A 13489-nucleotide genomic window follows, 5' to 3' on the forward strand; every position below is an offset into this window, starting at 1 on the left:
GCTCCGGCGCCTGGGGCGCGTGGCCTTAGCCGTCAGCCGGCGGCGCTGCCGGGTCCGTCGCGTCCGGGCGCAGGCGTGCGGGCGAGCTGCCGCGCAGCCGGCTCAGGACGACGTCGACGCCGATGCCGAGCAGGACCGCGCAGATGATCGCGATGGTTGCCCCCAGCAGGTGGTTGTCCTCGAACCACTGGCCGAAGAACAAGCCGATGCCCACCGAGTAGCCGGACCACAGCGCCGCGGAGAGCACTGTCAGGCCCACGAAGCGGGCGTGCGGGTAATTGGTGGCCCCGGCGGTGAGGTTGACGGCGACGCGGCCGATCGGCACGAAGCGCGCCACCATGATCAGCGACGCCGGCCGTTTCCGCAGTTCGCCGCCGGCCCAGAGGAAGGCGCGCTGCATCCGGTGGCCCCGCATCCAGGCCCAGCGGCCGGTGCCGGTGGCGCGGCCGATCAGGTAGGCAATGTTGTCGCCGGCGAAGGCTCCGGCGGCGGCGGCCAGCATCAGCACCAGCGCGTTGGGCACCTCGGCGGTGGCGGCGACGGCGGCGAGGCCCACCACGACGGATTCGCTGGGAACCGGCGGGAAGAACCCGTCGACCACGCAGCAGGCAAACACCAGCAGCAGGACCCACGGTTGGCCTGCGGCTGCCAGGATGAAGTCGTTGATAGCCTGCACGGTTTCCTAACGCACGGCGGCGCCGGGTTTCTCCCGGACTGCTGTGGTGCCAGTGTACTGCCCGGCCCCGGCCCGGTTGCTCTCTCACTTATGGTCCCTAACCCGGGGGTTTAAGGACCATAAGTGAGAGAGCAACGGGCGGTGCTAGGCGATCCGGTCGATGATGAGCTGCTGGGCCGGGCGGGATCCCTCCGGGGCGATCACGGCGGCGTGCTCGAGGGCTTCCTTCGCCCGGTCGAACTTCTCCGGGGTGTCGGTCAGCAGGGTCATCAGCGGCTCGCCGGCGCGGACCGTGGCCCCCGGCTTGGCGTGCATCCGCACCCCGGCGCCGGCCTGGACCTGGTCCTCCTTGCGGGCCCGCCCGGCGCCGAGGCGCCACGCGGCGACGCCGACGGCCATTGCGTCGAGCTCCACCAGCACGCCGTCGGCCGGCGCGTAGAGGGTTTCGGATTCCTTGGCGACCGGCAGCTTGGCGCGCGGGTCGCCGCCCTGGGCCTCGATCATCCGGTTCCAGACGTCCATGGCCCGGCCGTCGCGGAGCGCGGCGCGCGGGTCGGCGTCACGGACGCCGGCGCAGGCCAGCATCTCTTCGGCCAGCCGGACGGTGAGTTCGACGACGTCTTCCGGGCCGCCGCCGGCGAGCACCTCGACCGATTCCTCAACTTCGATGGCGTTGCCCGCGGTCAGGCCGAGCGGGGTGTTCATGTTGGTCAGCAGCGCGACGGTGTTGACGCCGGCGTCCTTGCCCAAGGCCACCATGGTCTCGGCGAGCTCGCGGGCCCGGGCTTCGTCCTTCATGAACGCGCCGCTGCCGACCTTGACGTCCAGGACCAGCGAGCCGGTGCCCTCGGCGATCTTCTTGCTCATGATCGAGGAGGCGATCAGCGGGATGGCCTCGACCGTGCCGGTGACGTCGCGCAGGGCGTACAGCTTCTTGTCCGCCGGGGCCAGGCCCGCGCCGGCGGCGCAGATGACCGCGCCGACGTCCTGCAACTGGGCCAGCATTTCCTCGTTGCTCAGGTCCGCCCGCCAGCCGGGGATGGATTCGAGCTTGTCCAGGGTGCCGCCGGTGTGGCCCAGGCCGCGGCCGGAGAGCTGCGGGACGGCGACGCCGAACACGGCCACCAAGGGTGCCAAAGGCAGGGTGATCTTGTCCCCCACGCCGCCGGTGGAGTGCTTGTCCGAGGTGGCCTTCACGCCGCCGTCGGGCCTGCGCAGGCTGGAGAAGTCCATCCGCTCGCCGGAGGCGATCATCGCCGCGGTCCAGCGGGAGATCTCCTCCCGGTTCATCCCGTTGAGCAGGATCGCCATGTTCAGGGCGGCCATCTGCTCGTCGGCGATCGCGCCGCGGGTGTAGGCGTCGATCGTCCAGTCGATCTGGGCGGCGCTGAGCACGCCCTTGTCCCGCTTGGTGCGGATGATGTCGACGGCGTCGAACGCCTTGGCGTTGTCGGCGGTGGTGCTGGTGGTCTGGCTCACCGGGTTTCCTCCAGGTGTTGGGGACCAAATGCATCGGGAAGCACCTGGTCCATCGTCTTGATGCCCTGTGTGGTCATGAGTTCCATGTCCGGGGCCCGGAATTCGTAGAGCAGCTGGCGGCAGCGCCCGCAGGGCATCAGTACGGTGCCGTCCGCGTCCACGCAGTAGAAGGCGCGCAGCAGGCCGCCGCCGCTCATGTGCAGGTTGCCCACCAGCGCGCACTCGGCGCACAGGGTCAACCCGTAGCTTGCGTTCTCGACGTTGCATCCGCTGACGATCCGGCCGTCCGCGGTGAGGGCGGCCGCCCCCACCGGGAACTTCGAGTACGGGGCGTAGGCGTTGCGCATCGCGGCCACGGCCGCGGCTTCCAGGGCCGCCCAGTCGACGCCGGAGCCTGCGCCGGCGTCGGACGGGGCTACGTTCGGCGCCATGCTCAGCCCTTCACGTAGGGGATGCCGCTGGCCGCCGGCGGCCGGGAGCGTCCCACGAGTCCGGCGACGGCGAGGACCGTCACGAGGTAGGGCAGCATGGCCATGAACTGGCTCGGCACCGGGGTGCCGATGATGGTCACGATGCTCTGCAGGTTGTCGGCGAAGCCGAAGAGCAGGGCGGCGAAGAACGCACCGATCGGGTTCCAGCGGCCGAAGATCAGCGCGGCCAGGGCGATGAAGCCGCGGCCGCCGGAGATCTCCTTGGTGAAGCTGTCGATCGCGACGAGCGTGAAGAAGGACCCTCCGATGCCGGCGATCGCCCCGCCCAGGGTGACGTTCCAGAAGCGGGTGGCGTTGACCTTGATGCCCATGGTGTCGGCGGCCTGGGGGTGTTCGCCGACGGCGCGGACGCGCAGGCCCCACTTGGTCTTGAACAGGCCGACCCAGACGACGATCACGGCAATGTACATCAGGTAGCCGATCAGGGACTGCTTGAACAGGATCGGCCCGATCAGCGGGATGTCGCCCAGGACCGGGATGGTGATGGGGTCCAGGTGTGCCGGGGAGTTGAACTTGTCCTTGTCCGCCTGCATCACCGTGCTGAAGAGGAAGCCGGTGACGCCGGAGACGAGCACGTTGAGGACGACGCCGACGATGATCTGGTTGACCACGTACTTGATGCTGAACAGGGCCAGCACCATGGACACCAGCGCCCCGGCGACGGCGGCCGCGAGCAGGCCCAGGAAGGGGTTGTGGGTAAGCGTGGCGATGATCGCCGCCGTGAAGGCGCCGCCGAGCAGCTGGCCTTCGATGGCGATGTTGACGACGCCGACCCGCTCGCAAAGCACGCCGGAGAGGGAGCCGAATACCAGCGGCACGGCGAGGGTCACCGACCCGGCGATGAGGCCGGCGAGGGAGATGTTGGTGGTGCGGGCGCCGCCGACCACCCAGATCAGGAACGCGGCGACGAACAGCACGATGAAGACAACCGGGACCCAGCCCGGGGCCTTGCGGTCCCGGGTCTTGAGCACGACGGCGTAGGCGGCCAGCGCCAGCATGAGCACCGAGAGCACGATGCCGCCGATGAACGCGTCGACTTCGAGGGCTGGCAGCTGGAAGAAGTCGCTGCCGGTGGAGATGCCGAACTTGGCGGTCTGGTGCGGGCCCATCAGGCCGAAGAAGATGAACGCCACGACGCCGAGCACGCCCAGGGTGACGGGTACCTTCCAGGTGACGGGTTTGGCCGTCACGGCGGTCCGCTGGCCCGCGGCTGCCGGGGTTTCGCTGGGGGCAGGCTGCGGCTGGCCCGGCTGGGGCGAGGTTGCTGTTGTGCTCATGCTGCTGCTCCGGTGGTTGCTGCCTTCTTGGACGTGGTGGCCTTCTTCTTGCGCGGGTTCAGGCCGAACACCGCGCGGACCAGCGGCGGGGCCGCGATGAAGAGCACGATCAGCGACTGGACCACGAGCACGATGTCGATCGGGGTGCCGGTCTGGATCTGCATCTGGACGGCGCCGGCGCGGAAGGCGCCGAACAGCAGGCCGGCCGCGAAGGTGCCCCACGGCGTCGAACGTCCCAGCAGCGCGACCGTGATGGCGTCGAAGCCGTAGGTGGCCGCAACGCCGTCGGTGAGGACCTTCTCGGTGCCGGCCACCTGCGCGACGCCGGACATGCCGGCGAGGGCGCCGGCGATCGCCATCACCAGGATGGTGGCGCGCGGGACGTTGATGCCGGCGGTCAGCGCGGCCTTCGGGTTGGCGCCGACGGCGCGGAACTCAAAGCCGATGGTGGAGCGGTTGAGCACCCACCAGACGAAGACGGTGGCGGCGATCGCCAGCAGGAAGCCCAGGTGCAGCCGGTACTGGCTGCCGAGGATCTGCGGGTAGACGGCGTTGGGGTCCAGGATCGGCGAGATCGGGTTCGTTTCGCCGGGCCGCTGGAACGCCGGGGTGTTCAGCAGGTAGCGCAGGAAGTACAGCGCAATGTAGTTGAACATGATGGTCAGGATGACCTCGTGGGCTCCGGTGCGGGCCTTGAGGAAGCCGACCAGCCCGGCCCAGAGTGCGCCGCCGACGACGCCGGCGACGAGGACCAGCAGCAGGTGCAGTCCGACCGGCAGGTGCAGGGCGAAGCCGACCCAGGCGGCGAGGATGCCGGACATGATGATCTGGCCCTGCGCGCCGATGTTGAACAGGCCGGCGCGGAAGGCCAGGGCCACACCCAGGCCGGCGGTGATCAGCGGGGTGGCGATGGTGAGGGTTTCCATCAGCGGGGCGAACTGGCCGGCCGCGCCGCTGCCGCGGGGGTTGAACACCGCGCCCTGGAAGAGCGCCACGTAGGAGCGGGTGGCGGCGGACCAGACGGCGCTGAAGAAGTCGCTGGGCCGGGCGAACAGGTAGCCCGCGGAGGTGCTGACGGCCTTGTCCGTGCTGGCGATCAGCAGGCCGCCGAGGATCAGGGCGAGCAGCACGGCCAGGACGGAGACCATGCCGCTGCCGGTGAAGATCTTGCGCATCAGGGAGTCCGGGCCGCCCGGGACGGTGCCGCTCTGGCCCGAGACCGGGACGGCGGAGGGGCGCATGGCCCCGCCGGCGGTGTCGAGCGAGGTGGCGGTGGCCGCGTCGGCGGCCTGGACCTCGGCGTCGGCGGTTTCCGGGGTTTGGGATGCCGGGGTCGCCGGGGTTTCCGGGGTTTCGGTGCCCGGGGTGGCCGGGGTTTCGGCCGGGTCCGGCTCAGCCGCGTGGCGGGGCTGGTGTGATTCAGTCATGGTGCTCTCCTACGGCGCCGGAGCTGGTCTCCTGCGCGGGCTGGGCGGCGGGCGCCGGGGCGGCGGCCGCTGCCGCCGGGGTCTTGGTGTCGGGGTTCGCGTCCTCGGGCGGCAGGCCGGCCATCATCAGGCCCAGGACGTCGCGCCCCGTGCCGGCCGGGACGATGCCGACGAGCCTGCCCTTGTACAGCACGGCAATCCGGTCCGCGAGTTCGATCACTTCGTCCAGCTCGGTGGAGACGATCATCACCGGGGTGCCGTGGTCGCGCTCGGCCACGATCCGCTTGTGCAGGAACTCGATGGATCCGACGTCGACGCCGCGGGTCGGCTGGGACGCGATGAAGAGCCGCAGCGGGCGCGAGAGTTCGCGCGCCATGACGACCTTCTGCTGGTTGCCGCCGGAGAGCGTGCCGGCCGCGAGCGAGCCGGAGGGGGTGCGCACGTCGAACTCGTCGATCCGGGTCTTCGCGTTTTCCAGCACCTTGGCCGGGCTCATGCTGATGCCCTTGGCAAAGGGCTCCTGGTCGTAGCGGTCCAGGATCAGGTTTTCCGCGATCGAGAACGTGCCGATCAGCCCGTCCACCGACCGGTCCTCGGGCACGAAGCCGACGCCGGCCTTGAGCACGTCCTTGACGCTGCGGCCCAGGAGCTCCTCGCCGTCGAGCAGGATCGAGCCGTGGACCCGGTCCTGCAGGCCGAGGATGGCTTCGGTGAGCTCGGTCTGGCCGTTGCCCTGGACGCCGGCGACGGCGAGGATCTCGCCGCGGGCGATGTCGAAGCTGATGCCGTCCACGACGTGCTGGCCGCTGGGCGCGATGACCGTGAGGTCCTTGACTTCGAAGGTGGTTTCCTGCGGCGTGGCGGGGGCCTTGTCCAGGGTCAGGCTGACGGCCCGTCCCACCATCATCGAGGCGAGCTCCGTCGTCGAGGCCTCCGGGCTGGCCGTGCCGACCACCTTGCCGCGCCGGATCACCGTGATGGTGTCCGAGACGGCCTTGACCTCGCGCAGCTTGTGCGAGATGAACACGATCGAGGTGCCGTGGCTCTTGAGCTGGCGCATGATGTCCAGCAGCTCGTCCGTGTCCTGCGGGGTCAGCACCGCGGTGGGCTCGTCCAGGATCAGCACCTTGGCGTCGCGGACCAGGGCCTTGATGATCTCCACGCGCTGCTGGACACCGACCGGCAGGTCCTCGACCAGGGCGTCGGGATCGACGTCGAACCCGTACCGGTCGGAGATTTCCTTGATCTTCCGGCGGGTGTCGTCAAGGTTGAGGAAGCCGCCGGCCTTGGTGGTTTCCGCCCCCAGCGCCACGTTCTCGGCCACGGTGAAGACCGGGACCAGCATGAAGTGCTGGTGCACCATGCCGATTCCTGCCGCCATGGCATCGCCGGGGCCGCGGAAGCTGACCGGCTTGTCGTCGATGAGGATTTCGCCCTCGGTGGGTTCGTAGAGCCCGTACAGGACGTTCATCAGCGTGGACTTGCCGGCGCCGTTCTCGCCCAGCAGGCAGTGGATCTGCCCGGGTTCAACGACCACATCAATGTGGTCGTTGGCTACCAGGGAGCCGAAGCGTTTGGTGATCCCCTTGAGTTCAAGTTTCAAAACTCTGACCAATCTCGAAGTGTGTCCGGGGCACGGCCCGGACGGGGTGATGGGGCTGCAGCACCAGCCTAGTGCCTGCGCTTCCGGCGCAGGCGGGGCCGCAACGAAAAGCGCCACAGCCCGTGCGGTCGGGGACCGTCCGGGCCGTGGCGCTTAGCGGCGGAAGTTAGGCCTTCGGGCTGGCTGCGGATTCAACCTTCAGCTTGCCGTCGGCGATGTCCTTCTTGATCTGGTCCAGTTCGGACTTCAGCTCGGCCGGAACCTGGGACTCCAGGTCGTGGAACGGAGCCAGCTGCACGCCGTCGTTCGCGAGGGTGCCGACGTACGGGGCGTTGGTGAACTTGCCGTCCTTGTCTTCCTTCACCACGGTCTCCACGGCCTCGCCCATCTGCTTCATGACGGAGGAGAGCATGATGTCCTTGTAGTCCGGGGCGGTGAGGAAGCCGTCGGAGTCAACCCAGATGAGCTTGACGTCCTTGCCGGCGGCCTTCGCTTCCTTCAGGGCCGCGCCTGCGCCCTTGCCGACCGGGCCGGCGACGGGCATGACGATGTCCGCGCCCTGGTCCAGGAAGTTCTGGGTGAACTGCTTGCCCTTGTCCTGCTTTTCGAAGTCACCGGTGAAGGAGCCGTCCTGCTTGGCCTTGTCCCAGCCAAGAACCTTGACGTTCTTGCCCTTCTTCTCGTTGTAGTACTTCACGCCGTCGGCGTAGCCGTCCATGAAGATGGTGACGGTGGGGATCTTGATGCCGCCGAAGGTGGCGACGGTGCCGGTCTTGGTGGTTCCGGCGGCCAGGTAGCCGGCCAGGAACGCGGCCTGGGCCGTGTCGTAAATGATCGGCTTGACGTTGGCGATCGGCTTGTCGTAGCCGAAGTCGATGATCGCGAAGTGCTTGTCCGGGTTGGCGGTGGCCTGGGCCTTGGTGGCATCACCGAGCAGGAAGCCGACCGTGACGGTCAGGTCGCAGCCGGCGGTGACCATGGCGCGGAGGTTCGGCTCGAAGTCGTTGTTGGTCTTCGACTCGACCTGGTTAACCTTGATGCCCAGGTCCTTTTCGGCCTTCTTCAGGCCCTCGTAGGAGGACTGGTTGAACGACTGGTCATCGAATCCACCGGAGTCGGAGACGATGCAGCCGGTGTAGTCGCTGGCAGTGGCGCTGGCGCTGCTACTGGCGGTCGGGGCAGCACCGCAGCCGGTGAGCAGCAGGGCGGCCGCACCCGCGGTGGCGACACCGGCCATTGAACCGCGCTTGAAAGTTGCGCGCAGGGAGTTCTTCAAAGTTCCTCCAGGAAGAAAGTGATAGGCGCTACGACGGGAGTTCAATGAGTGTCTGCTTCCGGTTGTCCCCCGAAACACTGTTGTCACTGACGGATTCGCAGCACTGCGCCGAGGCGCACTGATGGAAGTTACTTTAGTGTCCTGCGCCACGTCCGGTAACACACTCCCCGGGCGTTTCCCAGATTGTTGAGAACTTGTTACCAAGCGGTACGCCCGCCCGCCCCTCCCCCGGCGTGAACGTACAGTTGAGGCCCCGAATCTGCGACGATTCGGGGCCTCAACTGTACGTTCGCGCTGTTTCCGCGGGATGCGGGGAGCGCGGGGGCGGCGGGGTTAGAGCCGGACGAGCATCTTGCCGGTGTTGGCGCCGTCGAGCAGATCCATGAATGCCTGCGGCGCGTTCTCCAGCCCGTCGACCACCGTCTCGTCGTAGCGGATGGTGCCGTCGGCCAGCCAGCCGGCCATGGACTCGACGAATTCGGCCATGTGCTGCCAGTAGCCACCGACCAGGAAGCCCTTGAGCGTCAGCTGCTTGCCGATGGCCTGCATGAGGTTCCGCGGCGCCGGCGTCGGCTCGGTGGAGTTGTACTGCGCGATCGCGCCGCACATGGCGACCCGGCCGCCGACGGTCAGCGCGGACAGGGCCGCCTCGAGGTGCTCACCGCCGACGTTGTCGAAGTAGACGTCGATGCCCCGCTCCCCCGCCGCGTCCTGCAGCAGTTCGCTGACCGGGCCGTCGTGGTAGTTGAACGCGGCATCAAAGCCGAGTTCCAGCAGGCGGGCGACCTTTTCCGGAGTCCCGGCGCTGCCGATCACGCGGGATGCACCCATGGCCTTGGCGATCTGGCCCACCAGCGACCCCACGGCTCCGGCGGCGCCGGAGACGAAGACGACCTCGCCGGGCTTGAACTCGGCAACCTTGAGCAGGCCTGCCCAGGCGGTGAGGCCGGTCATGCCGAGCGCGCCGAGGAAGGCCGACGCCGGCGCCAGGTCGGTGCGGATGGGCGAGGTGGCGGCGGCGTCCAGGACCGCGTACTCGCGCCAGCCCAGGGAGTGCACGACGGCGTCGCCCACCTTGCGCTCGGTAGAGCGGCTCGCGATGACCTCACCGACGGCGCCGCCCTCCATGGCATGGTCCAGCTCGAACGGCGCGGAGTAGGACTTGACGTCGTTCATCCGGCCGCGCATGTAGGGGTCGACCGAGATGAACTGGTTGCGGACCAGGACCTGACCGTCCTGCAGCTCGGGCAGCGCGGACTCGGCGAGCTGGAAGTTCTCCGGCACGGGCCGTCCGTGCGGCCGGGATGCGAGCCGGATCTCGCGGGTGGCGGCGGGAAGGGTGGTGGTTTCGGTGCTCATGCGGCGACCTCCAGGATCTTGATGTCTACGGTGATGTTGCCCCGGGTGGCGTTGGAATAGGGGCAGACCTCGTGGGCCTTGGCCACGAGCGCCTCGGCGGTGGTGCGGTCCACGGCAGGCAGGGCGATTTCGAGTTCTGCGGCGATGCCGAAGCCCGCGCCGCCGTCCAGGGCGCCCAGGTGGATCCGGGCGGCGACGGCGGAATCGCTGAGGTCCGCCTTCTGCTGGCGGCCGACGAGCCGCAGCGCAGAGTGGAAGCACGCTGCGTAGCCGGCGGCGAAGAGCTGTTCCGGATTCGTTCCGTCGCCGCTGCCGCCCAGCTCGACCGGGCTGGCCAGCGTGACGTTGAGTTTGCCGTCGGGCGTCTGCGCGGTGCCGTCGCGGCCTTCGCCGGAGGCCAGCGCCTCGGCCGTATAGAGGGTCTTCATGGGGTTCCGATCTGTTGGGGAGTCAGGAAAGTTCTGTGCCGGCGCGGGCCGACCGCGGGCCTCACGGGGCGTTGATTGCCGGGCCGGCGCTCACCGGCAGGCACTCACGGGCAGGACTGCGGGGCGGCGTTTACCGGCCGGACTGCAGGGCCACGGTCAGCCGGCCGAGGGTTTCGCGGAGCTGGTCCAGCTCCGCGGCGGAGAGTCCGGCCGCGTCGGCGAGCTGCTGCGGGATGCCGGTGGCCCGGGCGCTCAGCGCCGCCCCGGCGTCGGTGAGGAAAACCTCCACCCGCCGCTCGTCCGCGGCCGACCGCCGTCGTTCGACAAACCCCAGCGACTCCAGCCGCTTGAGCAGCGGTGACAGCGTGCCGGAGTCCAGCCCGAGTTCGGTGCCCAGCTCCCGGACGCTGCGCGGTTGGTCCTCCCAGAGCACCAACATCACGAGGTACTGCGGGTAGGTCAGGCCGAGCTCGTCGAGCATGGGCCGGTAGGCGGCCGTGGCGGCCCGTGACGCCGCGTACATGGCGAAGCACACCTGCCGGTCAAGGCGGGGCGCGTCGAGCCGGGGTGTCTCAAGGGGTTCGTTAATTGCCACCTTAAAACGGTAACCCACAATTGAATTGTGCACAACTTAATAGGCCCGGACGGATGCGCGAACGGACACTTCAGGCCCTGTCGTAAGGGCGCGAAGTGTCCGCTCGGGCTCAAAGGGGGGCGCGAAGTGTCCGTTCGCGCTCTGGGGAGGGTTAGAGGTCGCGGAGGGTGCGGAGGGCCGCGGCGGTCAGCACCCGGATGCCGAGGCCGAGGGCCCGCTCGTCGAGGATGTAGTCGCCGCGGTGCAGGTCGTACTCCTCGCCGCCGGGGGTCTTCGTGCCCAGCCGCATCATCGCCCCGGGCAGGTCGGCCAGGAACCAGGCGAAGTCCTCCCCGCCCATGGACTGGGGTGTCAGCACCACGGAGTTCTCGCCGATTTCGGCGCGGGCCGCGGCTTCGATCAGTGCGGTCTCGTGTTCGGAGTTGACCACCGGCGGCACGCCGCGGGTGTGTTCGAGGTGCACGTCGACGCCGTACGGCGCGGCGATCTGCTGCACCACCTCGTCGAGGATCTCGCCGGCGCTGTGCCAGGCGTCCCGGTCCAGGCAGCGCATGGTGCCGGCCATGTAGCCGCTGGCGGGAATGGCGTTGGGGGCGGAACCGGCGGAGATATGGCCCCAGACCACGGACACGCCGCTGCGCACGTCGACCCGGCGGGAGAGCACGGCCGGGACGTTGATGGCGATCTGGGCCAGCGCGAACACCAGCTCCTCGGTCAGGTGCGGCCGGGAAGTGTGGCCGCCGCGGCCGCTGAGCTCGATCTTGATGGTGTCCGAAGCGGAGGTGATGGCCCCGATCCGGGTACCGATCTTGCCGACCTCGATGCGGGGGTCGCAGTGCAGCGCGAGGATCCGCGGGACACCGTCCAGGACGCCTTGTTCGATGCAGGCATGCGCGCCGCCGGGCATCGTCTCCTCGGCCGGCTGGAAGATAATCCGCACGGTGCCGCCCAGCGGGGAGGATTCGTGCATCCGCTGCAGGACCAGGGCGATGCCCAGCATGGTGGTGGTGTGCACGTCGTGGCCGCAGGCGTGGGTGACGCCGTGGTTCTTCGAGGCGAACGGTAGCCCGGTCTCTTCGATGATCGGCAGGGCGTCGATGTCGCCGCGGAGCGCGGTGGCGATGGGCCCTTCGCCGATGTCGACGGTTAGGCCGGTGCCGTCGAGCCGGCGCGGCGCGAGGCCGGCGGCCTCGAGCCGCTGGGCCAGCTTGTCAGTGGTGCGGAATTCCTTGAAGGAAAGCTCGGGGTGCGCGTGCAGGTCCCGGCGGAATTCGATAAGTTCCGGCAGCAGGGGTTCCAGCCACGGCCCCACCAGCGTTGTTGGCTCTGCTTCAGTCGTGTAATTGCGCACACATTCACTGTAGCGAGAGTCCTAAAAATACCGGCATCGCAGACGCATGGTTACGCCCGGGTAACCCGGGCGCGCCTACCTGCCGCCGGAAGGCCCGGCCGGGCGGGCGCACAACACCTAGAGCACGTCAGTGTCGCCGCTGGCCTTCAGTGCGTCCACGGCGGCCTTGACCCGCTGCGAGTTTGCCTTGGTGGTGACCAGGAGGGCGTCCGGGGTGTCCACGATCACGACATCCTCGATGCCGATCAGGGCGATCACCCGTTTGGTGTCGGTGACGACGACGCCGCTGGCGTTTTCGGTGAACACCCGGGCGCCCTCGCCGATCACGGTGACGTCGTCGACCTCTTTGGCGCTGTTGAGCCGGCCCACGGAGGCGAAGTCCCCGACGTCGTCCCAGCGGAAGGTGCCGGGCACGACGGCGACGTCCCCGGCGGCCGCGGCAGGCTCGGCCACCGCGTAGTCGATGGCGATCTTGGGCAGGGTGGGCCAGACCCGGGCGGTGACCTCGTCACGCAGCGGGGTGTCCCAGGCCTTGGCGATTTCCTGCAGGCCCGCGAACAGCTCGGGCTGGTTGGCTTCGAGGTGCTTGAGCATGAGCGAGACGGGCGCGACGAACATGCCCGCGTTCCAGGCGTAGTCACCGCTGTCGAGGTACTGCTGCGCGACTTCCTCGCTGGGCTTTTCGACGAACTCCACGACGGTGTGTGCGCTGGGGGCGCCCGGGACGCTGAGCGCCTCGCCGGCCCGGATGTAGCCGAAGCCGGTGGACGGGTGCGTGGGGCGGATGCCGATGGTGACGATCTTGCCGGCGGCCGCGGTGTGGATGGCCTCGCGGACGGCGTCCTGGAACAGCGAGTCGGGGCTGATGACCTGGTCCGCGGCGAAGGAGCCCATGATGGTGTCCGGATCGCGCTCGTGCAGGATGGCCGCGGCGAGGCCGATGGCGGCGCCGGAGTCCTTCGGCTCGCTCTCCAGCACCAGGTCCGCCTCGCTGACCTCGGGCAGCTGTCCGCAGACCGCGTCGCGGTGCGCGGTGCCGGTTACCACCAGCACCCTGCTGCCGGCCAGCGGTTCAAGCCGGTCGTAGGTGGCGCGCAGCAAGGTACTGCCGGACCCGGTGAGGTCGTGCAGGAACTTGGGCGCCGCCGCCCGGGAGAGCGGCCAGAGCCTGGTCCCCACGCCGCCGGCCGGAATGACCGCAATGAAGCGGTCCAGCGGGGAGCCCGCCGCGGTGCCGAGGGGGGAATCGAGGCTGGTCATATTGTCTGTAGTCATCAGGGCTTACTTTAGCCGACCCCCGGCCTGACGCCCCGGAGCGGGGCGCGGAGCGGGCGCGCGGCGCGGGTCCCGGCACTCCCCCGTGGCGGGCAGGGCGCCCGCTGAATGTGGCGTTCGTCTCAAAACTGCCCAAAAACCGCGCAGGGCGTCGTCACCGTCGCTCCGCTGAATTGAATAAGCTAACAGCGAAGCCTAGATTTAGGCTTGAGCTTACGAGTGCTCTCGCAGCAGGCGTTCCCCCCGCGTGGA

General features: G+C 69.0%; 12 protein-coding genes. All 12 read right to left on the reverse strand.

The genetic code is table 11. The features are described 5' to 3' along the window. Window positions 1-25: 25 nt before the first annotated feature. Window positions 26-676 carry a DedA family protein gene (locus ACTWLI_RS01800; protein WP_445155009.1) on the reverse strand — a complete coding sequence of 217 codons (651 nt, stop codon included), beginning with the start codon at window positions 674-676 and terminating at the stop codon, window positions 26-28. Between the two features lie 144 nt (window positions 677-820). Beyond that, entirely contained in the window at window positions 821-2155 is a 1335-nt protein-coding gene (locus tag ACTWLI_RS01805) for a thymidine phosphorylase (RefSeq protein WP_445155010.1), read from the reverse strand. Beyond that, on the reverse strand, window positions 2152-2586 hold the full coding sequence (locus tag ACTWLI_RS01810) for a cytidine deaminase (RefSeq protein WP_445155011.1): 435 nt from the start codon (window positions 2584-2586) through the stop codon (window positions 2152-2154). The genes ACTWLI_RS01805 and ACTWLI_RS01810 overlap by 4 nt, the downstream gene beginning before the upstream one ends. A gap of 2 nt (window positions 2587-2588) precedes the next feature. Further along, window positions 2589-3923, reverse strand: coding sequence for an ABC transporter permease (locus tag ACTWLI_RS01815; protein ID WP_445155012.1), 1335 nt, complete (start codon window positions 3921-3923; stop codon window positions 2589-2591). Further along, complete coding sequence (locus tag ACTWLI_RS01820; protein WP_445155013.1) at window positions 3920-5350, reverse strand: ABC transporter permease subunit; 1431 nt, start codon at window positions 5348-5350, stop codon at window positions 3920-3922. Before ACTWLI_RS01820 ends, ACTWLI_RS01815 begins: the two co-directional genes overlap by 4 nt. Then, complete coding sequence (locus ACTWLI_RS01825; RefSeq protein ID WP_445156097.1) at window positions 5343-6953, reverse strand: ABC transporter ATP-binding protein; 1611 nt, start codon at window positions 6951-6953, stop codon at window positions 5343-5345. Before ACTWLI_RS01825 ends, ACTWLI_RS01820 begins: the two co-directional genes overlap by 8 nt. 166 nt (window positions 6954-7119) lie before the next feature. Beyond that, window positions 7120-8229, reverse strand: coding sequence for a BMP family lipoprotein (locus ACTWLI_RS01830; RefSeq protein WP_445155014.1), 1110 nt, complete (start codon window positions 8227-8229; stop codon window positions 7120-7122). Between the two features lie 333 nt (window positions 8230-8562). After that, entirely contained in the window at window positions 8563-9588 is a 1026-nt protein-coding gene (locus ACTWLI_RS01835) for an NADP-dependent oxidoreductase (RefSeq protein WP_445155015.1), read from the reverse strand. After that, the gene (locus ACTWLI_RS01840; protein ID WP_445155016.1) at window positions 9585-10016 is read right to left on the reverse strand and encodes an organic hydroperoxide resistance protein; all 432 of its coding nucleotides are present in this window, start codon (window positions 10014-10016) and stop codon (window positions 9585-9587) included. The genes ACTWLI_RS01835 and ACTWLI_RS01840 overlap by 4 nt, the downstream gene beginning before the upstream one ends. Before the next feature lie 130 nt (window positions 10017-10146). Then, window positions 10147-10539, reverse strand: coding sequence for a MarR family winged helix-turn-helix transcriptional regulator (locus ACTWLI_RS01845; RefSeq protein ID WP_445156098.1), 393 nt, complete (start codon window positions 10537-10539; stop codon window positions 10147-10149). Between the two features lie 223 nt (window positions 10540-10762). Continuing rightward, on the reverse strand, window positions 10763-11962 hold the full coding sequence (locus tag ACTWLI_RS01850; protein WP_445155017.1) for an amidohydrolase: 1200 nt from the start codon (window positions 11960-11962) through the stop codon (window positions 10763-10765). A 117-nt stretch (window positions 11963-12079) separates the two neighbouring features. After that, on the reverse strand, window positions 12080-13237 hold the full coding sequence (locus tag ACTWLI_RS01855; protein WP_445155018.1) for a mannose-1-phosphate guanylyltransferase: 1158 nt from the start codon (window positions 13235-13237) through the stop codon (window positions 12080-12082). Window positions 13238-13489: the final 252 nt, after the last annotated feature.

This window comes from Arthrobacter sp. Hor0625, assembly GCF_052567525.1.

Coding starts and splice junctions, on each gene's coding strand:
- ACTWLI_RS01855 (WP_445155018.1), bottom strand. CDS start 13,237: ATGACTACAGACAATATGACCAGCCTCGATTCCCCCCTCGGCACCGCG.
- ACTWLI_RS01820 (WP_445155013.1), bottom strand. CDS start 5,350: ATGACTGAATCACACCAGCCCCGCCACGCGGCTGAGCCGGACCCGGCC.
- ACTWLI_RS01845 (WP_445156098.1), bottom strand. CDS start 10,539: ATGTACGCGGCGTCACGGGCCGCCACGGCCGCCTACCGGCCCATGCTC.
- ACTWLI_RS01835 (WP_445155015.1), bottom strand. CDS start 9,588: ATGAGCACCGAAACCACCACCCTTCCCGCCGCCACCCGCGAGATCCGG.
- ACTWLI_RS01840 (WP_445155016.1), bottom strand. CDS start 10,016: ATGAAGACCCTCTATACGGCCGAGGCGCTGGCCTCCGGCGAAGGCCGC.
- ACTWLI_RS01815 (WP_445155012.1), bottom strand. CDS start 3,923: ATGAGCACAACAGCAACCTCGCCCCAGCCGGGCCAGCCGCAGCCTGCC.
- ACTWLI_RS01810 (WP_445155011.1), bottom strand. CDS start 2,586: ATGGCGCCGAACGTAGCCCCGTCCGACGCCGGCGCAGGCTCCGGCGTC.